Here is a 23,081-nt window from a genome sequence, read left to right as displayed (position 1 = left end):
TGCTGCCTCTTCAGCGTACCCGCAACATCGAACCAATTACCGCGACAACCGCAAGCGCAGCCGCAGCCATCAGGAATGCAACCGGCAGCGACCACTGCTGGGCAATGAAGCCGATTGCCGCCGGGCCCAGCAGCACACCGGCATAGCCCATGGTGGTGACCGCAGGAATGGCGACGCTCTCCGGCATGCGGGTCTGGCGCCCGGCAAGGCTGAACATCACCGGCACGATATTGGCGCAACCAATGCCAACCAGCGCGTAGCCCAGCAGCGCTACACCGAAGCTTGGCACCAAGGTGGCCAGTGCGAAGCCAGCGCATGCGAGCAGGCCACCCAGCAGCACCGCCTTGCTCGACCCGAGCTGGTTCACCAGCCGGTCGCCGAACAGGCGCGTGGCAGTCATGGCGATGTTGAAGGCGACGAAACCCCAACCGGCATGGGCCAGCTCAACGCCGCGCACGTCATGCAGGAACACCGCGCTCCAATCCAGCATCGAACCTTCGGCCAGGAAGCTGATGAAGCACACCGCACCAATCACGATCACCACGCCACGCGGCAGCGCGAAGCTGCTTTCGCCCTGCTCTGCGCGCTCACTTCGCCACCAACGCGATGACAGTGACGTGATCGCGACAACACCTGCGGCCACCACCAATGTGGACAGCAAGGCGCCACCACCGATCGACAGCAGCAATGTAACCAAGGCCGCGCCAGACAGCGCACCAATGCTGTAGAAGGCATGGAAGCCAGACATCATCGCGCGGCCGGATTCGCGTTCGACCACGACTGCCTGCATGTTCATCACGCAGTCCATGGCACCGATGCCCGCACCGAACACCAGCAGCACGGCACCGATGGTCAGCGGCGTGGATGCAACTGCCAACAAGGGCAGCATCAATACCATCATCAATACGGTTACCAGCATCACCGTCCGGCAACCATGACGCGCGGCCAGCATGCCGGCCAGCGGCATGGACAGCAGCGAGCCCAAGCCCAGGCATAGCAGCAGCACGCCCAGCAATGCGTCATCAAGACCAGCGCGGGCCTTGGCGAACGGCACCAGCGGCGCCCAGCAGGCAATCGCAAAACCGGGAACGAAGAAGGCTGCGCGCGTGGCCATCTGCTGGCTGCGCTGTAGAAGGAGTGGATTGCTCACGTGCTTTTCCTGGATGCTCATTTACTGCTGCTGTGGGCGCTGGTTCAAGGCGCCGGATCAGGCTTTCGCCACGGGAATTTTCTGCAGCCGCTGTGCAATCGGCGCGAACCGCTCCAGCATTTCCGGCGCAACGCGGTCACTGAGCAGCAGTTGATCCACCTGCTCGATGCCGGCAATACGGAAGCTGCCGCGCGCGCCGATTTTTTCGCTGCTGGCGACGATCAGCGTCATGTCGCAGGCGCGCAGCATTGCCTGCTTGAACGCGCACTCTTCGGCATTGATGCCCCAGATGCCGGTTTCAGGATCGACTGCACAGACGCCGGGAATGCAGACATCTGCCTGCAGCTGGCTCAGCTGCTGCAAGGCGATGGAACCGATGGCACCACCACTGCGCGGGTCAATCCGGCCGCCGATCATCACGACCTCGGCCGCCTGCGCACCGGCCAATGCATCGGCAACCGCAGGCGAGTTGGTCACCACCGTCACCGCCGTGCCACGCAGCGCGCGGGCAATCTCGACATTGGTCGAGCCGGCGTCCATCAGCACCACCTGCCCGGGCAGCAACAAGGAGGCCGCATGGGCCGCCAAGGCGCTACGCTCCGGATCCAGCCGCCCTACCCGCTCGGGCAAGGCGTCGAATTGTGGCGTGGGCAGCAGCGCGCCGCCGTAGACCCGCCGACACAGCCCTTTGGATGCCATCTCGCGCAGATCGCGGCGGATGGAGTCCTCGGAAACCGCGAATTCCGCTGCCAGATCGTTGGCAACGACCCGGCCGTGCTTTTGCAGCTGGTCGAGGATGCGTTGCTGGCGTTCCTGTGGGAGCGCGTCGGGATTGGTGGCGGTCATGGCTGTATTTGGTAGGGACGGGAGCTTGGTGGGGCGCTGACATTGCGGCCCTGGGACTGGGGACGCAGGGGGTAACCCGCCACGAATCATGCAGCAACATGCGACATCGCGCAACTTCATGCATGAACGAATGGAGACCCTGCAACTCCCGGAACGACCGTGCGGCTTTCGAGATGCGGAGATACAGCTGGCTTCTTGGGATATCGCAGCTATGCCGGGGGCGGATGCGGTGGGAGCTTTACCCCTCCCCAGCCCTCCCCTTCGCTGCGCGAAAGGGAGGGGCCGAGAGCCAGTGACTGCACTGCTCGTTCACTCGGTGGTGCAGAGCGCCAGCCATTGCTGCAGAGCTGGATTGTCCTGTCCTGGCCGCAGGCAGAACTGCAGCTCGAAGCCTGCCCCGCTGGTTTCAATGGCTTGATAGTGGATTTCTTCGCTGCGGAATCCAGTCATGCTCGCCCGTACGATGGATACACCCGCACCTACTGCCACCAGCGATAGAACGGCATGCATGCCGTGCGCTTCCTGCACCACGCTGGGTGCAAAGCCCGAGGAACGGCATAGTGTCATCACATGTGAATGGAAGCCGATGCCTTCGTCCGCGGGCCACATCACGAAATCCTCGCCGGCCAGATCCGGGACATCGATCGTTCGTGCGGAGGCCAACAACCGGTGCTCGTGTGGCAAGACGATTGCCAGTCCATCGCGATCGAAGCCGCGCAACTGCAGATCGCCTGCCTCGGGCATCGGTGGAATCAGGATGCCGAGATCGATTTCCGCCGCACGCAGCATGCGCTGCTGTTGCCGCGAAGTTGCCTCGCGCAACTCCAGCCGGACTTGTGGATGCGATTGCCTGAAACGGCGGATCAAACCCGGCAGACGGCCGTACATCGCGCTGCCGACATAGGCCATGCGCAGTGTGCCGCTGCGCCCTGCAGCGACGTCGCGGGTATGCGCGAACGCATGTTCGGCTTGCTGCAGAGTCTGCCGCGCTTCAACCAGCAGCACCTGCCCAGCCGCCGTCAGCCCGAGCGTGCGATTGCCGCGCACGATCAACTCCGCGCCCAGCAATTCCTCCAAGCGGCGGATTGCCGCAGTCAATGGCGGCTGCGACATATGCAAGCGCGCCGCAGCTCGATGGAAATGCAGTTCCTCGGCAACGGCCACAAACTGCCGCAACAGACGAAGGTCGATCATCGGGGAAACCGCAACGAAGGGCCTGCAGCCTAACAGGCCGCCCGCGAGCCGGGCTCGCTGATGCTTGGCAAGGCTATACGCGACCATGCGTCATGCACGGCCTGCGGGCTATCCGCCTGCACCGCACACAGATCACGCGGGTAACTGACGCTCCCGGTCTCCTGCAGGCGCGTCGCGCGGAACTGGCCATTGCTCGCACGCAGTATCCAGCCGCCTTCACTGCACTGACGTGAGGCAAGATACGCCACGCCCGCGGCAACCGCCTCCGGATGCAGCTCATCGGGCTCGCCGGTGATGCCCCACATCCGCGTCTTGGCGACCGGCGACACCGCGTTCACCACGATGTTGTGCGCCGCGCCTTCCGCCGCGAGTACGTTGACCAGACCAACCGCTGCACTCTTGCCCATTGCATAGCTGGAAAGGCCTTGCTGCACGTACTGCGGGTAGAGCGCGCGATCAGACGTGGTCACCACGATGCGGCCACCACCTGCAGCACGCATCACTGGCCACGCTGCCTGCGCCAGCCACAGCGGCGCTTTGGCGGCGATGGCCAGCATGTGATCCAAGTGCTGCTCGTCCAATGCTTCGATCAACTGATACTCGACCCAGCCGGCATTGTGGATCAGGAAATCCAGACGCCCATGCTCGCCCACGATGCGCTCCACCAATGCATGGCAGGCATCGCGCGTATCGATCGGCTGATGGTCGCCCTGCGCCTGCAGTCCCTTCGCAGTCAGCCACTCGACGGCTGCAGCCACCGCCACCGGATCCTGGCCGTTGCCATCGGTCGCTGCGCCTACGTCATTCAGCACCACGCGCGCGCCCATGCTGGCCAACAAGCGCGCGTAGGCCAGGCCAAGACCACCGGCAGCTCCGGTGATCAGGCCTACCTGTCCTTCGAACGAAATGGTGTTTGGATTCATCCACGCAGCATCGGTTCCGGAACGCATCCGCACCAATACCGATTGCATGCCGCTGCGATACCGGGCGGCTATCGCGACGCAGCGAGTGGCGGGGTTTCAGCCAGTTCTTCCGCGCAAAATGCAAACAACCGTCCGGACGCACACACCCAAGCCAGGGATGCAACAACGCGGCACCATGATGGCCTCGATCGCAAAACTGCCCGGTTCGACCGGCGAAAGGTGGCGCCACCCCGACGGCAACAGCGCCTGCGTTGCCAAGGGGGCAGTTGAGAGCGACGACAGCTCAAGGTGCATCGGCTTCAACCACAGCCGCAGCGCGCGCCAGTTGCGCGGCTTCGACAGCCCCCTTGCGCTCGCTGTAGCGGTCGACCAGATACTCACTGCGTCCGCGCACCAACAAGGTGAACTTCATCAGCTCTTCCATCACATCGACCACACGGTCGTAGTACGGCGAAGCTCGCATGCGTCCATGCTCATCGAACTCCTGCCAGGCTTTGGGTACCGAGGACTGATTGGGAATCGTGACCATGCGCATCCATCGGCCGAGCACGCGCAATGTATTGACGACATTGAACGATTGCGAGCCACCGCAGACCTGCATCACTGCAAGGGTTCTCCCCTGCGTCGGGCGCACGCTGCCGTCCTCAAGCGGCAACCAGTCGATCTGGTTCTTGAACACACCGGTCAACGTGCCATGGCGCTCTGGCGATACCCAGACCTGGCCTTCAGACCACAGTGACAACGCGCGCAGCTCCTGCACCTTCGGATGCTCCTTGCCACAGCTGTCGAGCAGCGGAAGATCGTGGGGATCGAACAAGCGTGTCTCTGCACCAAGTTGCTGCAGCACGCGCTCGGCCTCCAAGGCCAGTTTGCGGCTGAAAGACTGCGGGCGCAGCGAGCCGTAAAGCAACAGGATGCGCGGCCGATGCAAGCCCGGTTCGGACCCGAGCAGGTCGGCACGCAGGTCGGGCAGCAGGCCGGGATCGATGTTGGGCAGCAGGTCAGGGGTAGCTTGATTGGGCATATTCATTCGACTATTCTAGAAATATGGAAATGAATCAGGCAATAGCTGCACTTACCGCTCTCGGCCACGCGACCCGACTGGCCGCCTTTCGACTGCTGGTTGAAGCCGGTCCCCAAGGGCGCATGGCCGGTGACATTGCCTTGGCCCTGTCCATCCCCAATGCCACGCTGTCCTTCCATCTCAAGGAACTCGTGCAAGCTGGACTGGTGCAGAACGAGAACCTCGGCCGCAACGTCTGCTATCGCGCCAACTACCCGACCATGAACGCGTTGCTGGCCTATCTCACGGAGAACTGCTGCGCCGGATCACCCGACCCGAGCTGCAACACCCCCGCGGACAACGGCTGCTGCTGACATGCATGCACGCATTCGCCAAGCCCACCCCTGCGACCTGCCTGCCGTGCGGCAGATGCTGGACGCCGCTGCGCTGCCGACTGCCGATCTCGATGAAGCGCGCATCCAGTTCCTGCTCGCCGAGGCCGACGCCTCGCTTTTGGGCGTGATAGGCCTGCAGGCTTTCCCCCCGCATGGCCTGCTGCGTTCGCTCTGTCTGCGCGCGGATCTACGCGGCAACGGTCTGGGCACGCAACTGGTGCTCGCATTGGAACAACACGCCCTGCAACAGGGCTGTACCGAGTTGACACTGCTCACCCAGACCGCCGCGCCGTTCTTCAACCGTCTCGGCTACACGCCGTTGCCGCGTGCGCACTGCTCCAGTGTGATCGCCGCAACCAGCGAGTTCCGCGGCCTTTGTCCTGCCAACGCAGTCTGCCTGCACAAATCACTTTCCCCTGGCCTGCCATAACCATGACACGCAACGTCCTTTTCCTGTGCACCGGCAACAGTGCACGCAGCGTGCTTGCCGAAGCCACACTGCATGCCTGGGGCGGCGACCGCTTCGCTGCCTTCAGCGCAGGCAGCCAGCCCACCGGCACCGTGAACCCCTTCGCGATCCAGCAACTGCAGGCTGCAGGCATGGCCAGTAGCGGCCTGCGCAGCAAGTCCTGGGATGAGTTCACCGCTGCCGACGCTCCACGCATGGACCTGGTGATCACGGTCTGTGACGCCGCAGCAGCCGAGTCCTGTCCGGTGGTATTTGGCGATTTCCTGCGTACACACTGGGGGCTGCCGGATCCGGCAGCGGTTGTTGGCAGCGACGAGACCCGGCGCATGGCCTTCGTACAGGCACATCGCATCATCAGAACCCGCCTGCGGGCGATGCTTGCCCTGCCCGCCTCCACCTGGGATGACCGCCAGCAACTGCAATCCGCACTCGATTCCATTGGTGTGCTACCAGCCGAAGACATGGACTCACCGTGACCGGGGAAAAGGCCTGCATGGGCAGGTTCGAGCGCTACCTGAGCGTGTGGGTGGCACTGTGCATCATCATCGGAACCACGCTTGGCCATTTGTTCCCGACTCCCTTCGCGCGCCTTGGCGACATGGAGGTAGCCAAGGTCAACCTGCCGATCGCACTGCTGGTGTGGTTGATGATCATTCCGATGCTGCTGAAGGTCGATTTCGGTGCCATGCGCCAGGTAGGACAGCATTGGCGGGGCATCGGCGTCACCGTGTTCATCAACTGGGCGGTAAAACCGTTCTCGATGGCACTGCTGGGCGGCCTGTTCCTGCGCCATCTGTTTGCCGGGTGGCTGCCAGCCGAGCAGATTGATTCGTACATGGCCGGGCTGATCCTGTTGGCCGCGGCACCGTGTACCGCGATGGTATTCGTGTGGAGCAACCTGTGCCGCGGTGATGCCAACTTCACCTTGAGCCAGGTCGCCCTGAACGACGCAATCATGGTGCTGGCCTTCGCGCCGCTGGTCGCCGTGCTGCTGGGCATTTCGGCGATCAGCGTGCCCTGGGCAACACTGGCATCTTCGGTGGCGCTGTACATCCTGCTGCCGATGGTGCTCGCCGCACTGTTACGGCATTGGTTGCTGCGCAGCGGAGGACAAACGCGCCTGGAGCAAGTCCTGCAGCGACTTGCGCCGGCCTCGCTTACCGCATTACTGGCCACATTGGTGCTGCTGTTTGGCTTCCAAGGCAAGCAGATCATTGAACAACCGTTGATCATCGTCCTGCTCGCTGTTCCAATCCTGCTGCAGGTCTACTTCAACGCCGGCCTTGCTTACCTTCTCAATCGCAGACTGGGTGTAGCCCATTGCGTCGCCGGGCCCTCAGCCCTGATTGGCGCCAGTAACTTCTTCGAGCTGGCGGTGGCCACTGCCGTCAGCCTGTTCGGTGTGCATTCCGGTGCGGCACTCGCCACCGTGGTCGGCGTCTTGATCGAGGTTCCAGTGATGTTGTCCGTAGTGGCGATCGTCAACGGTTCCCGGCACTGGTATGAGGCAGCGCCCCGGCCAGCACGAAACCTTCCCGACTGAGGCGAAGCGCCTGCGGCATTGCCGCAGTCCCGAGCGCGCTCTGCGCACCCGGGCTACGGCTGGGCCTCAATGGGCCCGCGGATTGGGCAGGAAGGCAGCAACGATGCCCAGCAAGGACAGGAACGAGATCACCTTGTAGACCCAGAGGATGCTGGTGTGATCGGCCAGCACACCCAGCACCGCGGCCCCCAGGCCGCCCATGCCGAAGGCGAAGCCGAAGAACAGGCCAGAGACCGTGCCGATACGGTTGGGCATCAACTCCTGCGCATACACCAGGATCGCCGAGAACGCAGAAGACAAGACGAAGCCGATGACCATCGTCAGGATCATGGTCCATTGCAGGTCGGCATACGGCAGCATCAGCGCGAACGGTGCCACGCCGAGGATCGACGCCCAGATCACCGGCTTGCGACCAATGCGGTCACCGAGTGGGCCGCCGAGCAAGGTGCCGGCCGCAGACGCAGCCAGGAAACCGAACAGATGCAGCTGCGCGCTCTGCACCGAGACGTGGAACTTCTGGATCAGATAGAACGTGTAATAGCTGCTCAAGCCGGCGATATAGAAGTACTTGCTGAAGATCAGCACCAGCAGGATGCCGATCACCCAGGCTACGGTCTTCGGTGGCAACAGATTGGCCGGTTTGGCTGCTGCTTTAGGCTGCGCGGCCACGGCCACCAGGTGCTGCTGGTACCAGCGGCTCACATAGGTCAGCAAGCCGATACCGAGCAACGCGGCACAGGCAAACCAGGCAACGCTGCGCTGGCCATTCGGCACGATCACCGCCGCAGCCAGCAATGGACCCACCGCCGTACCGGCGTTGCCGCCCAACTGGAACACCGATTGCGACAGGCCATGACGGCCACCGGAAGCCAGCCGCGCGATGCGCGAGGATTCCGGGTGGAAGATCGCCGAGCCAATGCCGACCAGCATCGCCGCCACCAACACCGTCACGAAGTTGGGCGCGAAGGCCAACAGCAACAGGCCACACAAGGTGGACACCATGCCCATCGGCAGCGAATACGGCGCCGGACGCTTGTCGGTGCGCAAACCAATCAGCGGCTGGAACAACGAGGCAGTGAGCTGATAGGTCAGCGTGATCAAACCGACCTGGGCGAAGCTCAGATGGAACTGCCCCTTGAAGATCGGATACAGCGCCAGGATCAGCGACTGCATCATGTCGTTGACCAGGTGCGAACTGCTGATGGCAGCAAGCACGCCCACCGCGACCGGGCGACGTTGTGTGACAGGGGCTGCAACCGTTGAAGCGGGAGATGACATGGCGTGACCGCGAGATGGGGGCGGACGCGCATGGTAGAGTCGCAGGACACGTCCATCCTGCGCGATATGGTCATGCATCCTTTCGAAAAGGACATTCCATCTGTCCGAAAAGGTCGCCGCCAACCACTCCCGGTCGGCCCGGAGACCGTGGTGTACTGCAAGGCCCGGGACTACCCCGCCGCTACCTTGATTCCACTGCACCACCATCCGGATCGGCACCAGCTGGTCTATGCGGAAACCGGGGTGCTGGTGGTCAATGCCGGCATGGGCCGCTGGGTGGTGCCCAGCACGCGCGCGATCTGGATGCCGGCCGGCATCGGCCATCAGGTGCACTGCATCGGGCTGGTCCAGATGCGCAGCCTGTACATCACCCCAGAGGCAATGCCTGACGCACCAGAGACGCCGTCGGCTGTGTCCATCACCCCGCTGCTGGCATCGCTGATCCACGCCGCGGTCAAGATACCGGCGCGCTATGCCGAGAACTCGCGTGATGGCCGGTTGATGCGGCTGATCCTCGATGAAGTGCAGACCTTGCCGGTACTCCCGCTGCACCTGCCAGAACCGCGCGACGCGCGCCTGCGGCAGATCGGCCGACAGCTACAGCAACATCCGGAAGATGCATCGACCCTGCAGGATTGGGCTACCCGGCTGCAGGTCGATGTCAAAACCATCCAGCGCCTGTGTGCCCGCGAACTCGGCATGACCTTCGGTCAATGGCGCCAGCAGGCACGCCTGCTGCGTGCCTTGGAACGGCTCGCCGTCGGCGAGAAGGTCATCGATGTGGCCTTGGCGCTGGGCTATGAAAGCCCCAGCGCCTTCGCCACCATGTTCAAGCGTCGCTTTGGTTTGACGCCCAGCCAGTTCTTCCGTTGAAGCGGCCTCAGTCAGCCGTCGCCGTTGCCGCCTCATCGATCAACGCAGCTACGTCTGCCGGATGCGAAGCCAGCGAGGCGTGCCCGGCCTCCAGCGTGATCACCTTGCGCGCGTTGAGGCGGGCCGACATGGCCTGCTGGTTCTCCGGCGCGATCATCCGGTCCAGGCTGGAAATCTGGTACCAGCTGGGTTTATGCCGCCACGCCGGATCGCTGATGTTGTCACCAAAGGTGCCAGCCAGCGGTGCCTTCTGGGTGACGCCCATGACGAAGCCTTCTTCCTCGGGCAGATCCTGGCAGAAGCTTTCGTGGAACTTGTCAGGCTTGAGCCACAGGTAGCCATCGCTGTCCGGCGCCAGGTTCGGCGCTGCGGCGGGCAGATGCTGCTGGGTGATACCCCCCGCACTTTCGCCCGCATCAGGGGCAAAGGCGGCAATGAATACCAGTGCCTTCACATTGGGGAGGTTGCCGGCCTGGCTGATCACCGCACCGCCATACGAATGCCCCACCAGCACCACCGGGCCGCCAACCTGCGTCACCATCTTGCGGGTGCGCTCGGCATCATCGCCCAAGGACGTAAGCGGGTTTTCAACTGCACGGATATCCTGGTAACCCAGCCGCCGCAGCTCCAGTATCACCCGCGCCCAATGCGCCGCCCCGCCCCAGAAACCATGCACCAGAACCACTGCCGGCTTACCCATTTCGTGCGCTCCCGCGGGTTGGAATAGTCGATGACGGAAAGGCGACGATAGCCGCTGCCTCCGGCTCACACTCGCTCGCCAGACGCCATTCTGCGACCGGCCCGTAAATTGGCCGTGAGGGTTTCATTGCGACAAGCTGCAGCGCCCCGCACCCCGCCCAGAGCGAGGACGCCAGTCACCATGGAGGCCAGTTCCGGCACTTCTACCGGTGCTATCGCCGATCCGCTGCGGGGCTATCCGAAGGGTGTAGCCGCGGTGCCATGCCGATACCAGCTGCATTCGCTTGCACTCCCTCTCGCCTGGTGACAAACACATCGTTGCAGCCTGAAGAAACCTGGCAGCGCGCATGCGCCTATCTCTATTCGCTATTCTGGCGGACTGCTCACCCGGGCCAGACCTGCGCGAGCGCTGTATTTGTAGAACTACTCACTTCATTGGATGAAAAATGGCTGCAAACGTAAAACTTGATGCTCTGGGCGAAATTGCCGGTTTCATCGGCGCTGCATTGGTGGATAGCGACAGCGGCATGACGCTGGGCACCCTGGGTGGCGGCGCCATCAACATGGAAGTTGCCGCCGCAGGCAATGCCGACGTCGTGCGCGCCAAGCGCCGCGTGGCGAATTCGCTGGGCCTGAACGACGTGGTGGAGGACATCCTGCTCACCCTGTCCAAGCAGTACCACCTGATCCGTCCGCTCGATGGCAGCAAGGATCTGTTCCTCTACGTCGTACTGGATCGCACCCACGCCAACCTTGCGATGGCGCGGCATGAACTGAAATCCTTCGAGAAGACGCTGGATTTCAAGTAAGTCGCAGCAGTTACTGGCAACAAGCAAAAGCCCGGCGAGATGCCGGGCTTTTGCATTGGACAGCAGCACCAAGCGACCTGCATTTTCTCCTTGTAGGAGCGGCGTAAGCCGCGAAGCAGATAGACCATCAGCTGGCACAGAAACCTGCAACTGCAGCAATGCCAGCTTCGCGGCTGACGCCGCTCCTACAAACAAGAGCGCGCCCGTCGCGTGACCAGCTTCTTCTTTTTTTTGGGAGCGGCGTCAGCCGCGAAGCAGATAGATCTCCAGATGGCACAGATATCTGCAACTGCAGCATTGCCAGCTTCGCGGCTGACGCCGCTCCTACAAAAAGCTGTCAAAGCCGCTGTACGTAATTACTTGGGCTCCGCCCGCACATAGCGCTGCCCATCAAACTCAAACCCCAGCAGTTCACCTTGTGCACTACGCTGGAACTGCAGCGGCTCCGGCACATCCAAGGGCCCATCCTGGGCAGCGAACAGATCCATCGCAGCGGGCATCAAACTGCGCTTGAGCGCACCGATCCGAAGCTGCAGCCCCTCGTCGCCATCCGTCAGCTGCGCGGTAACCGGCAGCGCTTCTCCGCGGAACGCACCTGCATAGCCGGCAACCGAATCCGGCTTCCACCGCCAGCCCTGCCACTGCGGATCGTCATGCTGCTTCGCCTGCCGCGCGCGCATGCCGGCCAGCTGATCGGCCACCCGCTGCGGATACGCCTTCTGCCGGATCTGCGCCCAAGAGGCAGCCTCGGGATGGTCAACCAGGTACTGGAAGAACTGCACCACCGTGCGCGACGTCAACCAGCCGGTAGCGTTATCCGAATTGGAGAACACACCGATGCCAACACCCAGATCCGGCGAGAACGCCATCATGCTGCGTGCACCGGTGTAACTGCCGCCGTGGATGTAGAGGGTGTGGCCTTCGAAATCACAGACGTTCCAACCAAAGGCATAGCCGTTGCACGGCAGCTCATAGGCATTGCGCGCCTTCGGATCGACCTGCGCCCCAACGCGATGTGCAGCCTGCAGCAAGCGCGTATCAAATTGTGGCGGCAGCGTTGCGCCAAGCTGCAGGCGCAGCCAGCGTCCCAGGTCGCGCGGCGAAGTCATCATGCCGCCGGCCGAGTGCATCAGCGCATCCGGCTTGGGTGGCACCACGCGCCAGCCTTGCTCGGCACCCAGCCACTGGTGATTGAACGCAAGCTGCGTTGGGTCGAAGCTGGAAGTGTTCGTGGCGGTTTCGTGCAACTGCAGCGGCGTGAACAGTGTCTGCTGCAGCCAGTCCTGCCACGACCTACCGGTGCGCTGCTGCAGGATGGCGGCATAGATGTTGTAGCCGAGATTGTCGTAATCGAAGCCATCAGCACGCTTGCTGGCGAACTGCTGCAGCAGCTGCGGGTACAAGGCGGGATCGGGACTGCCGATATACGCCTCCAGTGTGGTGATTGCATCTGCACTCAGCGGCACGCGGTGATTGAGCAGGTCTGCCAATGTCCACGCAGCAGGGTCGACGCCCTCGGGCAAACGTAGCTGCGGCCAGTGCTCGGCCAAGGTACTGTCCAGGCGCAACACGCCCTGCTGATCCAATACCTGCGCCAGCAGCCCCATGTAGGACTTGGTCTGCGAGGCGATGTACATCGGGGTCTGCATGCTCAGCGCTGCCTGCGTGCTGGCATTGCGCTGACCTCGCGTGTAACCCAGCAATTGCTGCTCGCGATCGACGATCACCACCGCATAGCCCGGGCCCAGCTCTGGAACGCCGTCGAGGAACGTCGCCAGCTTCTGCGCGGCCTGCTCGGGAGACGCTGCGGCAGCGGGCGTCACGCCACCCAGCCAGATCGACAGCAGCATTGGCAAGAACAGGATGTTGCGTTGATGCATTGGGCGGCTCCGTGGCTGACGGCTGCCACGATGCGCTATCGCCGCGACGCGGATATTGAACGTATTGAACCTGCTCACGCCCGCAACAACGCCCGCAACCGGGCCGGGGTCAAGCCACTGTGGGTACGGGCGCTGCGACTGAAGTGGGATTGATCGGCAAAGCCGGCCTGCTGCGCCACGTCGGCCAAGGCCTTGCCGCTGGCCAATAGCGGCAAGGCACGCTGCAGCTGCGCGCGCAGCCGGAACACCGAGGGTGCGCAGCCCATCCAGCGCGCGAAGGCGCGGGCCAGATACACCGGATGCAGGCCAAGCTCGCTGGCCAGGGCGGTCAACGACACGGTTTCATCCTGCAGACGCTGGCAGCACAGCGCCAACCAACGTGGCGGTATACCGCGCGGTCGCTCAGCCGTGGCCGCCATGCCGGCCAGCAGCTCCCACAGCCGGATATCGATATCGGCCTTGGCAAGTTCGCCGCAGAACAGCGCAGCAAGCAGCCCGCGCCCCTGCAGCAGTGCCGGCTGCAGATCCCCGACACGCCAACGCCACGCATCGCCGATGCCAAGCTGTTCCTGCAGGTCAAACCCAGCCGGCAGATCGACACCCAGCATCAGCGCGCCAGCCGGACCGTAATCGTTGGCATGTGCCACGCCCGCCTGCTTCACGCCCAGCGCGGGCACCAGCAGACGTTCTTCGCCCTGCGCGGTCTGTTCGCCCAAGCTACCCAGCATCAACAAGGAGAGCTGATGGCAATCGTGCGCATGCCGGTGCATACGCTCCCCGGGCGCGTACCAGCTGACCCGCACGGCCAGCTGCTCGCCAGCGAAGATCCTGCGCCTGGTAGCTTGGGGCGCTGCATCGGTCGCATGTGGGGCGGGCAGCGGGGCCATGACATACCGCAGGCGGCAAGGAGTTGAAGCAAGTCTAGCCACGCTGCATGGCAACGCACCTGCCGTTGGTCGTGGTTCGCCCTGACCGGGGCCGGCTACTGCCCAGGCGGCCGACCCCGCCCCGCCCTCCGCGCGATTCAGCCCTTCGGCGCGGCCAGCAGGTACTTCAAGCCATGCATGAAGCCGCGCGGTGCAACGCTGAGATGGTCCTCGTCATTGAGCACATCCAGCTTCAGCTCCAGTGACTGGCCACCACGGGCACCCAGCAGACCAATCATGCGCTGCGCATCGATCACCATGTCGGCATCGCCACCGTGCTGCACCGATTCGTACTCGCCCACGTACATATAGGCGCGCACCGGTTGCTCGGCCGGCTTGTCCGCTGCGGCCAGGCGGCGCTCCATTTCGTGCTTGTCGAACCAGTATGACGGGCTGCCGAGGATGTAGCCGCTGAACAGCTGCGGGCGTTCCAGCAGTACCTGCGTGCCGAGCAAGGCGCCATAGGAATGGCCAAGGAACATGCGCCGGCTCTCGTCACTGCGGTAACGCTTGGCCACGAATGGCAGCGCCTGCGTTTCGAGGCAGCTGATGTAGTCGCTGGCGCCACCGTGCACGGCATCGGCAGGCGATCCAGTTGGGCCATTGACGGTGGGCGTGTAATCGCGCCGGCGGCTCTGCATGCCGCCCTCGCCCTTGGCATACGACAGGCCGACCAGGATGAAGTCCTCGATCTTGCGGCCTTCGACATTCAAGCGCCGCGCCATCTGCCAGACCAGCGGAAAGGCATAGTCGGCATCGGTGACGTACAGCACCGGGTAGCGCTTGTCCGGATGGTCGGCGTAACCGGCCGGCAAGGCCACGAATACCTGGTAGTCGCGACCACTGACCGGGTCCGGCACGTCCCAGACTTCGCTGCCCAGTACTTCATAGGGGCTGCCTTCGCCGCGCTGCACGATTGCCTTTGCGGGTTGTGCCGCTGCCACTTGCGACGAGGGCTTGGGCGCCGCCTCCGGAGCACCATTGCAGGCGCCAGCGCCATCATTGCCACCACCGACATCATCCATTTGCTCAAGCAGACTCTCCAGCGATCGTGATCAGCTCCCGATGATGGCACGGCACGGCGCTGGTCCGGGCGCTGTACCTGCCGCATATCCATCTACCGTCGAGCGCCCGAGCGGCCGGGTGAAAGAGCTGCAAGCCCTTGATTGAGCTGGCACGACAGGGTGCTGTCGGCTTGCTGTCGTGTTGCCCGGCGTGGTTTTCGCTCAGCCTCGCGGCTCGGCTAACATCGGCAGGAGGACGCCATGGAAGATGAAACGATGAAGATCGACGGAAAGCGGATCAGGCAGCTGCGCGAAGCCCGCGGCTGGTCGCAGGAGCATCTGGCCAGCATCTGCGGTTTGAGCCCGCGCACCGTGCAACGGCTGGAAGCAGAGGGCAACGCCTCGCTTGAATCGCGCATGGCGGTTGCGGCGGCATTGGAGGTTGCGACGGAGGATCTGGGTCTTACCCAGCCAGCCAACGTCCTGCACGCCAGCAATGCCGCGCCAAGCTCTGCCGGCATCCGTACCGAGAACCTTGTGTTTGGTCTGGCCTTGCTGGTGCTGGCATTGCTATACGGCGGCTACAACATCGGCAAGGATCTGGCCGTGCGTGACAACGCACGCTGTGACGCCAACCCGGTGCAGTGCCACCGCTGAGGCAGCGGCGCTGATAGCTGTAGGAGCGGCGTAAGCCGCGAAGCCGGGGCATCATCGGATGCCAACGGTGCTTGCGACTTCAGCATTGCCAGTTTCGCGGCTTACGCCGCTCCCACAACAACTGAGCCGATGCCTGCGGTGATCTTTCAAAGCACAGCCCAGGAGTCGCGGCTTGTAGGAGCGGCGTGAGCCGCGAAGCCGGGGCATCATCAGACGCCAGCGGTGCTTGCGACTTCAGCATTGCCAGCTTCGCGGCTTACGCCGCTCCTACAAACAAACAAAAAGACCGATGCCAGCGTGCTGGCATCGGTCTTTGGGTCACTCTTTGCTTGAGCCGGCAGCAGCGATGCTGCCTGCAGCTGTTCGCTTACTTGGCCTTGCCCTGGTTGGCTACGGCCTCGGCGGCCTTCTTGGCTGCTTCCGGGTCGCCCAGGTAACGGAACGATTTGACGGTCAGGTCGTCGTTCAATTCAAACAGCAGCGGGATGCCGGTCGGGATGTTGAGCTCAAGGATGGCTTCCTTGCTCACGTTGTTGAGGTACTTGTACAGCGCGCGCAGCGAGTTGCCGTGGGCGGTGACCAACACGGTCTTGCCTTCCTTCAACTGCGGGGCGATGGCGTCGTGCCAGTACGGCAGCACGCGGTCCAGCGTGGTCGCCAACGACTCGGTGGCCGGCAGTGCATTGCGGTCCAGGCCGGCATAGCGACGGTCATGGATCGGATGGCCCGGATCGGCCAGGTCCATCGGCGGCGGCGGGATGTCATAGGAACGACGCCATACCTTGACCTGCTCCTCGCCGTGCTTGGCGGCGGTCTCGGCCTTGTCCAGGCCCTGCAGGCCACCGTAGTGACGCTCGTTCAAGCGCCACGACTTGTTGACCGGCAGCCAGTCCTGGCCCAGTTCGGCCAGTGCACCCTGCAGGGTATGAATGGCGCGCTTGAGCACCGAGGTGTGGGCCACGTCGAACTGCAGGCCTTCTTCCTTCATCAGCCGGCCGGCGGTTGCAGCCTCCTGGCGGCCCTGCTCGGTGAGGTCCACGTCCACCCAGCCGGTGAAGCGGTTGTCGAGGTTCCACTGGCTCTGGCCATGGCGCAACAGCACGAGTTTGCGGGTCACTGCGGAGGTCTCCGGATGGGGAAGTGAGGCGGCGATTGTAGCCCCTTCGCGCGGGCATCCGTTCTTTGTCGAGGGTTTGGGTATGGGGGCTGAGTAGTTGCGGGGGGACGGGGTTTATTGGTGAAAGCGCAGGAGCAGAAGCTCACCCCTCCCCAACCCACCCACCAAAACAACAATCCATTCTCCGCACGACAACCCATTCTTCGCCCGCGCCATGCCATCCTGCCCCCACATTCAAGCAAGCCGGAGCAGCCAGCCATGACCACCATCATCAGCCCGCGCGTCCACGACCTTGGCGGCTTCCAGGTCCGCCGCGCCGTTCCCACCCTGCAGGCGCGGACCGTGGGTTCATTCGTGTTCGTGGACCATATGGGCCCGGCCATCTTCAGCCCCGGCCAGGGCATCGACGTACGCCCGCATCCGCATATCGGCCTGGCCACGGTCACCTTCCTGTGGGCCGGCCAGATCGGTCACCGCGACACCCTGGGCTCGGAGCAGGTCATCCGCCCCGGCGACGTCAACTGGATGACTGCCGGTCGCGGCATCGCCCATTCCGAACGCACCCCGGCCGATGTTCGCGAACACGCACAGGCCCTGCACGGCATGCAGACCTGGGTGGCGCTGCCCAAGACGCATGAGGAAACCGACCCCGGCTTCTTCCATTTCTCCGCCGACCAGCTGCCACAACAGCGCCGCGATGGCGCCTGGCTGCGAGTGATCGCCGGCCGCGCCTATGGCGAGGAGTCCCCGGTCAAGGTATTCGCCGACACCTTGAACGTCGCCATCGACCTGGAGCCCGGTGCCGAGATCGAGCTGGACACCTCCCACGTCGAGCGCGCGCTCTACATCCTTGAAGGCGACGCCCAACTGGACGGTGTGGATATCCCCACCCAGCACCTGGTCATCCCCGAGCCCGGTGCACGCGGCCGCCTGCGCGCCAAGACGCCCCTCAAGGCCATGTTGATGGGCGGCGAGCCGCTGGATGGTCCGCGTCACCTGTGGTGGAACTTCGTCTCCAGCTCCAAGGAGCGCATCGAGCAGGCCAAGGACGATTGGCAGAATGGCCGCTTCGGCACCATCCCCGGCGACGACAAGGAGTTCATTCCCCTGCCCGGCTGATCACGTTCGATCCACGATGGCCCAGACGCCCCCATGCCCGTCTGTTTCCTTCCTGTAGCCAGCAAGGCGCAAGCCGCGCATAGTGCTAAAGCACTACAGGTAAAAGCGGTAATTGGTTAACGATTTAGCTACGCATCTACGCCTCTTCTCCGTTACTTTCCCCACACCCGAATCGGGGAACATAAAAGGAACGACACAATGAGCATGGGAAAGCGTTTGGCTGCCGAGTTCCTCGGCACTTTCTGGTTGGTATTGGGCGGCTGCGGCAGCGCGGTATTGGCTGCGAAATTTGGCGGTGACGGTAATCCGTTGGGCATTGGCTTTGTCGGTGTTGCCCTGGCCTTCGGTCTGACTGTACTGACCGGCGCCTATGCTTTCGGCCACATCTCCGGCGCGCACTTCAACCCGGCGGTCAGTATCGGCCTGTGGGCTGGCGGTCGCTTCCCGGCCAAAGACCTGCTGCCCTATATCGTTGCCCAGGTACTGGGCGGCATCGTCGCCGGCTTCATCCTGTTGCAGATCGCCCAAGGCAATGCCAGCTTCCTGATCGATGGCAGCGCGCCCGGTGCCTTCGCCAGCAACGGCTACGGCGCGCTGTCGCCGGGTGGCTATACCGTCGCTGCTGCGTTCCTGTGCGAAGTGGTGCTGACCGCGGTGTTCCTGATCGTGATCATGGGTTCTACCCATGGCCGTGCGCCGGCCGGCTTCGCACCGATTGCCATCGGTCTGGCACTGACCCTGATCCACCTGATCAGCATCCCGGTCACCAACACCTCGGTCAATCCGGCCCGCTCCACCGCGGTGGCCGTGTTTGCCGGTGCCGGTGCGATCAGCCAGCTGTGGCTGTTCTGGGTGGCACCGATCCTGGGCGCGGCCATCGGCGGCGTGGCGTACAAGTGGATTGGCAGCGACAAGTAAGTCGCAGCGATAGTTTCATTTGTTAGCAAATCCCCGGAACGGCCCCTATAAGGGGCCGTTCTTTTTGCGTTGCAAAAGACACTTTGCAACTGACCGGGATTTTGTAATACCGTCGCAACTTGGCTGGCGCGCATGGGGATGCACGTACAGAGGGAGGGATACCACCCACCAGCCAGACTGCACCTTCTGAAGCATCCACACGTTTTTCATCGCGCCGTTCGGCCGATGTTCCATGGGGGAATCCGAAGTGAAGACTGTCAGTATCTTTTGCGCTGCAATCGCGCTCGCCGCCTGCAGCAACGCGTTCGCCCAGCAGTCCGTGCAATGTCCGTCACTACCTTCGAGCAGTGGCCTGCATTGGGAACAACAGGTACAGAGCGATTTCATCGTCTGCAAGGCCACCACCGAAGATGGCCGCGCCGTACTCAACATGATGCTCAGCGGGCGTGATCCCGGCCTGTCCTTGAACCGCCCGTTGCGCGCGGAAAAAGGCGCGTTCGGCGGCACCGAGATGCATTGGTACAAGCTGGACATGGGCGGGCGCGACGTACCCGGCCTGGAGTCGCGCCGCATCAGCGTGGTCAAGCTGGACAAGAACCGCTACGCGCAGATCTGGATCGACGCTGCCGACACCACCGAGCTCGGCACGCTGCAGAGCCTGACCCAGACCCTGAACCTCAACCCGTCCGCATTGGCAGGCAGCAACTGAGCCCGGCTTTGCGTTGCCATCTTGATGTCGACCAGGTGATGCCGGCTGATTGATGCCGGTCCCGTCGCAGCCTGCGCGGGACCGGCCATCGCTCAGAAGCGCCCTTCCTGATAATCGACGAAGGCCTGCATCAACTCCTCGCGGGTGTTCATCACGAACGGCCCGTGCCGCGCTACCGGCTCGCGCAGCGGTCGCCCGGCCACCACGATCAAGCGTGCGCCTTCAGCGCCAGCGCGCATCTGCAGCTCACGGCCACCGCCCAGCACCGCCAGCTGCTGCAATTCGACAGCGCGCGCGTGCTCGCCCTCGCCCAACGACACGCCACCTTCGAACACGTAGGCGAAAGCGCTGTGGCCTTCCGGCAAGCGGTAACTCCAGTGAGTGCCCGCATCCAACGCGATGTCCAGGTAAACCGGATCGGTGGCCGGTTGCTGGATCGGCCCGCTGACCGAACCCACCGTACCGGCAATCACCTTCACGCTGACGCCGTCGGCTGGCGCCAGTTGCGGGATGCGCTCGGGTGCGAATTCCTGATAGCGCGGATCACTCATCTTGTCGCGTGCCGGCAGGTTCACCCACAGCTGGAAACCACGCATGCGACCGGATTCCTGCTCGGGCATCTCCGAGTGGACCAAGCCGCGACCGGCGGTCATCCATTGAACGCTGCCGGGGGTAAGCAAACCCTCGTTGCCATGGTTGTCCTTGTGACGCATGCGGCCATCGAGCATGTAGGTCACCGTCTCGAAACCCCGGTGTGGGTGATCAGGGAAACCGGCGATGTAGTCCTCGGCCCGCTCGGTGCCGAACTCATCGAGCATCAGGAACGGGTCCAGCTCCGGCAGCGACGGCGTACCGATGACGCGGGTCAGGCGCACGCCAGCACCATCGGAGGTGGGCATGCCGCGGATGCTGCGCAGCACCCGGGCAGAATCGTGGCTACTCATGACGTACCTCCTTCGAACATGCTGCAGACAATGGAAGCCCACACCGCCCAAACCAATCATCACAACTGCAACCATTTGTTCCGCAAGGCTACTTCTGGAACTCCCCGCCCCCCGCAGTCATGTTCACTAAGACGCGGGCCTAAGACCAAAGTCGCATCCAATTCAGCTGCCATGCACATTGACCCCCGACCTGCATGGGTAGACCCTTGCAGGCATTCCCCTGCGAGGCGACTCGATGAAAGGTTTTTCCAAAGCCGGATGGGCGCTGCTGTCCCTGATAGGCGCGTTCTGTCTAGGCGTCGTGGCGCTACGCCGCGGCGAGCACATCAATGCCCTCTGGATCGTGATCGCAGCGGTTTCGCTGTATCTGGTCGCGTTCCGCTACTACGGCCTGTTCATCGCCAACAAGGTACTCGGCGTTGATCCCACCCGCGCCACCCCGGCGGTCATCAACAACGATGGCCTGGACTACGTGCCCACCAACAAGCACGTGTTGTTCGGCCACCACTTCGCCGCCATTGCCGGCGCCGGCCCGCTGGTCGGCCCGGTGCTGGCTGCACAGATGGGCTACCTGCCCGGCACGCTATGGCTGATTGCCGGCGTGGTGCTGGCCGGTGCCGTGCAGGACTTCATGATCCTGTTCATCTCCAGCCGCCGCAACGGCCGCTCGCTGGGCGATCTGGTGCGTGAGGAAATGGGCCAGGTGCCTGGCACCATCGCCTTGTTCGGCGTCTTCATGATCATGATCATCATCCTCGCGGTGCTGGCGATGATCGTGGTGAAGGCATTGGAGGGCAGCCCCTGGGGCATGTTCACGGTGATCGCGACAATGCCGATCGCCATCCTGATGGGCGTCTACATGCGCTACATCCGCCCGGGCAAGATCGGCGAGATTTCGATCGTCGGCCTGGTGCTGCTGATCGCTGCGATCTGGTACGGCGGCAAGGTTGCCGCGGATCCGGTGATGGGCCCGATGTTCACCTTCACCGGCATCCAGATCACATGGATGCTGATCGGCTACGGCTTCGTCGCCGCGGTCCTTCCGGTGTGGCTGCTGCTGGCCCCGCGCGACTACCTGTCCACCTTCCTCAAGATCGGCACCATTGTCGGCCTGGCGATTGGCATCCTGATCGTGATGCCGGAGCTGAAAATGCCGGCACTGACCCAGTTCGCCGACGGCACGGGCCCGGTGTGGAAGGGCAGCATGTTCCCGTTCCTGTTCATCACCATTGCCTGCGGCGCGGTGTCGGGTTTCCATGCGCTGATCAGCTCGGGCACCACGCCCAAGCTGCTGGCCAATGAAGGCCATGCCGCCTACATCGGCTACGGTGGCATGCTGATGGAATCGTTCGTGGCCATCATGGCCATGGTGGCGGCCTCGATCATCGAGCCGGGCATCTACTTCGCCATGAACAGCCCCGCCGCAATCATCGGCACCGATGTGGTGCACGCGGCCCAGGTCGTCACCAACTGGGGCTTTGCAATCACCCCGGACCAGCTGACTGCCACTGCGGCGGAGATCGGTGAAACCACCATCCTCTCGCGCGCCGGTGGTGCACCTACCCTGGCCGTTGGTATCGCGCAGATCCTGCACGCGGTGCTGCCGGGCGAAGGCATGATGGCGTTCTGGTACCACTTCGCCATCCTGTTCGAAGCCCTGTTCATCCTGACCGCCGTCGACGCCGGTACCCGTTCGGGCCGCTTCATGCTGCAGGACCTGCTGGGCAACTTCGTGCCGGCCCTGCGCCGTACCGACTCGTGGGTGGCCAGCTTCATCGCCACCGGCGGCTGCGTCGCACTGTGGGGTTACTTCCTGTACCAGGGCGTGACCGATCCGCTGGGCGGCATCAACATGCTGTGGCCGCTGTTCGGCATCGCCAACCAGATGCTGGCCGGCGTGGCGCTGCTGCTGTGCACCGTGGTGCTGTTCAAGATGAAGAAGGACAAGTACGCCTGGGTGCCGCTGGTCCCAGCCATCTGGCTGCTGATCTGCACCACCGCAGCCGGCTTCATCAAGATTTTCTCCGACATCCCGGCAGTGGGCTTCCTGGCCCAGGCGCACAAGTACCGTGACGCCATTGCCGCAGGTGAACTGCTGGCACCGTCGAAGAACTTCGACCAGATGCACCAGGTGATGGTGAACAACTACATCAACACCGGCCTGACTGCGCTGTTCCTGTTCGTGGTGTTCGCGGTGCTGGTGTACTCGATCAAGACCATCGCCGCTGCACGTCGCTCGCCGGTTCGTACCGACAAGGAAACCCCGTACGTGGCACTGAAGCCGCACGAGGTTGATCTGTAATGGGCACCGAGCTGGTCCCCGTCGGCCAGTACCAGACGTTCCGCCGCACCTGGCGGCGTCTGGTGCAGACCGCGCGGCTTTGCTGCGGCGTGCCGGACTATGACAACTATGTCCGGCACATGCGCGAGAAGCATCCCGACCGCGAGGTCATGGATTACAAAACCTTCTTCCGCGAACGTCAGGAAGCCCGCTTCGGCGGCAGGAGCGGCTTCCGCTGCTGCTAAGCCAGCGGAGACAAGCAGAAGAAAAGGCGGCGCCGATGGCGCCGCCTTTTTTGTACCTGTAGTGCCGAGCCATGCTCGGCAGAGGCGTTACCGATAACC

The 23,081-nt window shown here is 63.4% G+C and carries 24 protein-coding genes; 12 read left to right on the top strand and 12 right to left on the bottom strand.

The genetic code is table 11. The features are described from left to right. Positions 1-10: 10 nt before the first annotated feature. The 5 genes from Q5Z11_RS06770 to arsH form a co-directional block, all read right to left on the bottom strand. Positions 11-1,114 carry an MFS transporter gene (locus tag Q5Z11_RS06770; protein ID WP_303749989.1) on the bottom strand — a complete coding sequence of 368 codons (1,104 nt, stop codon included), beginning with the start codon at positions 1,112-1,114 and terminating at the stop codon, positions 11-13. A gap of 93 nt (positions 1,115-1,207) precedes the next feature. Beyond that, a complete protein-coding gene (locus Q5Z11_RS06765) occupies positions 1,208-1,996 on the bottom strand; it encodes a DeoR/GlpR family DNA-binding transcription regulator (protein ID WP_303749272.1) in 789 nt (262 codons plus the stop codon). A gap of 309 nt (positions 1,997-2,305) precedes the next feature. Further along, entirely contained in the window at positions 2,306-3,190 is an 885-nt protein-coding gene (locus Q5Z11_RS06760; protein ID WP_303749271.1) for a LysR substrate-binding domain-containing protein, read from the bottom strand. A gap of 29 nt (positions 3,191-3,219) precedes the next feature. Next, positions 3,220-4,140: an SDR family NAD(P)-dependent oxidoreductase gene (locus tag Q5Z11_RS06755; RefSeq protein WP_303749270.1), complete on the bottom strand. Its 921-nt coding sequence runs from the start codon at positions 4,138-4,140 to the stop codon at positions 3,220-3,222. A 256-nt stretch (positions 4,141-4,396) separates the two neighbouring features. Continuing rightward, positions 4,397-5,143: an arsenical resistance protein ArsH gene (gene arsH / locus Q5Z11_RS06750; RefSeq protein ID WP_303749269.1), complete on the bottom strand. Its 747-nt coding sequence runs from the start codon at positions 5,141-5,143 to the stop codon at positions 4,397-4,399. Positions 5,144-5,160: 17 nt separating this feature from the next. Between arsH and Q5Z11_RS06745 the strand changes: the two genes are divergently transcribed. Genes Q5Z11_RS06745 through arsB form a run of 4 tightly spaced genes read left to right on the top strand, consistent with a single transcriptional unit; the run spans position 5,161 to position 7,523 of the window. Continuing rightward, positions 5,161-5,490 (top strand): ArsR/SmtB family transcription factor, encoded by a 330-nt coding sequence (locus Q5Z11_RS06745; RefSeq protein WP_303749268.1) that lies wholly within the window; start codon positions 5,161-5,163, stop codon positions 5,488-5,490. Between the two features lies 1 nt (position 5,491). Beyond that, positions 5,492-5,941 carry an arsenic resistance N-acetyltransferase ArsN2 gene (gene arsN2, locus Q5Z11_RS06740; protein WP_303749267.1) on the top strand — a complete coding sequence of 150 codons (450 nt, stop codon included), beginning with the start codon at positions 5,492-5,494 and terminating at the stop codon, positions 5,939-5,941. Positions 5,942-5,943: 2 nt separating this feature from the next. Next, complete coding sequence (locus tag Q5Z11_RS06735) at positions 5,944-6,456, top strand: arsenate reductase ArsC (protein WP_303749266.1); 513 nt, start codon at positions 5,944-5,946, stop codon at positions 6,454-6,456. A gap of 17 nt (positions 6,457-6,473) precedes the next feature. Continuing rightward, entirely contained in the window at positions 6,474-7,523 is a 1,050-nt protein-coding gene (gene arsB, locus Q5Z11_RS06730; protein ID WP_303749265.1) for an ACR3 family arsenite efflux transporter, read from the top strand. A gap of 66 nt (positions 7,524-7,589) precedes the next feature. Here the strand turns inward: arsB and Q5Z11_RS06725 are convergent, their stop codons facing one another. Then, positions 7,590-8,801 carry an MFS transporter gene (locus Q5Z11_RS06725; protein ID WP_303749264.1) on the bottom strand — a complete coding sequence of 404 codons (1,212 nt, stop codon included), beginning with the start codon at positions 8,799-8,801 and terminating at the stop codon, positions 7,590-7,592. A gap of 72 nt (positions 8,802-8,873) precedes the next feature. Here Q5Z11_RS06725 and Q5Z11_RS06720 point away from each other — a divergent pair, with 72 nt between their 5' ends. Beyond that, positions 8,874-9,674 (top strand): AraC family transcriptional regulator, encoded by an 801-nt coding sequence (locus Q5Z11_RS06720; protein WP_303749263.1) that lies wholly within the window; start codon positions 8,874-8,876, stop codon positions 9,672-9,674. Positions 9,675-9,681: 7 nt separating this feature from the next. Here Q5Z11_RS06720 and Q5Z11_RS06715 read toward each other — a convergent pair whose 3' ends face one another. Then, positions 9,682-10,374, bottom strand: a complete 693-nt coding sequence (locus tag Q5Z11_RS06715; protein ID WP_303749262.1) for an alpha/beta hydrolase — start codon at positions 10,372-10,374, stop codon at positions 9,682-9,684. A 445-nt stretch (positions 10,375-10,819) separates the two neighbouring features. Between Q5Z11_RS06715 and Q5Z11_RS06710 the strand changes: the two genes are divergently transcribed. Next, on the top strand, positions 10,820-11,182 hold the full coding sequence (locus Q5Z11_RS06710; RefSeq protein ID WP_303749261.1) for a roadblock/LC7 domain-containing protein: 363 nt from the start codon (positions 10,820-10,822) through the stop codon (positions 11,180-11,182). A gap of 356 nt (positions 11,183-11,538) precedes the next feature. Here Q5Z11_RS06710 and Q5Z11_RS06705 read toward each other — a convergent pair whose 3' ends face one another. From Q5Z11_RS06705 to Q5Z11_RS06695, 3 genes are all read right to left on the bottom strand, one after another. Next, positions 11,539-13,062, bottom strand: coding sequence for a serine hydrolase domain-containing protein (locus Q5Z11_RS06705; protein WP_303749260.1), 1,524 nt, complete (start codon positions 13,060-13,062; stop codon positions 11,539-11,541). 74 nt (positions 13,063-13,136) lie between these two features. After that, a complete protein-coding gene (locus Q5Z11_RS06700) occupies positions 13,137-13,790 on the bottom strand; it encodes a helix-turn-helix transcriptional regulator (protein ID WP_303749259.1) in 654 nt (217 codons plus the stop codon). Between the two features lie 296 nt (positions 13,791-14,086). Further along, a complete protein-coding gene (locus Q5Z11_RS06695) occupies positions 14,087-15,013 on the bottom strand; it encodes an alpha/beta hydrolase (RefSeq protein ID WP_303749258.1) in 927 nt (308 codons plus the stop codon). Positions 15,014-15,253: 240 nt separating this feature from the next. Between Q5Z11_RS06695 and Q5Z11_RS06690 the strand changes: the two genes are divergently transcribed. Then, complete coding sequence (locus Q5Z11_RS06690; protein WP_303749257.1) at positions 15,254-15,649, top strand: helix-turn-helix domain-containing protein; 396 nt, start codon at positions 15,254-15,256, stop codon at positions 15,647-15,649. 367 nt (positions 15,650-16,016) lie between these two features. Here the strand turns inward: Q5Z11_RS06690 and gpmA are convergent, their stop codons facing one another. After that, positions 16,017-16,766 (bottom strand): 2,3-diphosphoglycerate-dependent phosphoglycerate mutase, encoded by a 750-nt coding sequence (gpmA, locus tag Q5Z11_RS06685; protein ID WP_303749256.1) that lies wholly within the window; start codon positions 16,764-16,766, stop codon positions 16,017-16,019. A gap of 258 nt (positions 16,767-17,024) precedes the next feature. On the opposite strand from gpmA, the gene Q5Z11_RS06680 reads away from it, so the two are divergent. The 3 genes from Q5Z11_RS06680 (at position 17,025) to Q5Z11_RS06670 (ending at position 19,512) form a co-directional block, all read left to right on the top strand. Next, positions 17,025-17,885, top strand: coding sequence for a pirin family protein (locus tag Q5Z11_RS06680; protein WP_303749255.1), 861 nt, complete (start codon positions 17,025-17,027; stop codon positions 17,883-17,885). 198 nt (positions 17,886-18,083) lie between these two features. Beyond that, the gene (aqpZ, locus tag Q5Z11_RS06675; RefSeq protein ID WP_303749254.1) at positions 18,084-18,803 is read left to right on the top strand and encodes an aquaporin Z; all 720 of its coding nucleotides are present in this window, start codon (positions 18,084-18,086) and stop codon (positions 18,801-18,803) included. A gap of 247 nt (positions 18,804-19,050) precedes the next feature. Next, positions 19,051-19,512, top strand: a complete 462-nt coding sequence (locus tag Q5Z11_RS06670) for a hypothetical protein (protein ID WP_303749253.1) — start codon at positions 19,051-19,053, stop codon at positions 19,510-19,512. Between the two features lie 92 nt (positions 19,513-19,604). Here the strand turns inward: Q5Z11_RS06670 and Q5Z11_RS06665 are convergent, their stop codons facing one another. Next, positions 19,605-20,456, bottom strand: a complete 852-nt coding sequence (locus Q5Z11_RS06665; protein WP_303749252.1) for a pirin family protein — start codon at positions 20,454-20,456, stop codon at positions 19,605-19,607. A 235-nt stretch (positions 20,457-20,691) separates the two neighbouring features. Here Q5Z11_RS06665 and Q5Z11_RS06660 point away from each other — a divergent pair, with 235 nt between their 5' ends. Together Q5Z11_RS06660 and Q5Z11_RS06655 are read left to right on the top strand one after the other, a co-directional pair. Further along, on the top strand, positions 20,692-22,758 hold the full coding sequence (locus Q5Z11_RS06660; RefSeq protein ID WP_303749251.1) for a carbon starvation CstA family protein: 2,067 nt from the start codon (positions 20,692-20,694) through the stop codon (positions 22,756-22,758). Then, positions 22,758-22,982 (top strand): YbdD/YjiX family protein, encoded by a 225-nt coding sequence (locus Q5Z11_RS06655; RefSeq protein ID WP_057626620.1) that lies wholly within the window; start codon positions 22,758-22,760, stop codon positions 22,980-22,982. The genes Q5Z11_RS06660 and Q5Z11_RS06655 overlap by 1 nt, the downstream gene beginning before the upstream one ends. Positions 22,983-23,081: the final 99 nt, after the last annotated feature.

It is taken from the genome of Stenotrophomonas sp. 610A2 (assembly GCF_030549615.1).
GTDB lineage: Bacteria > Pseudomonadota > Gammaproteobacteria > Xanthomonadales > Xanthomonadaceae > Stenotrophomonas > Stenotrophomonas pigmentata.
Note: the sequence above shows the minus strand (reverse complement) of the source record. Positions and strands in the feature narration are given on the sequence as shown.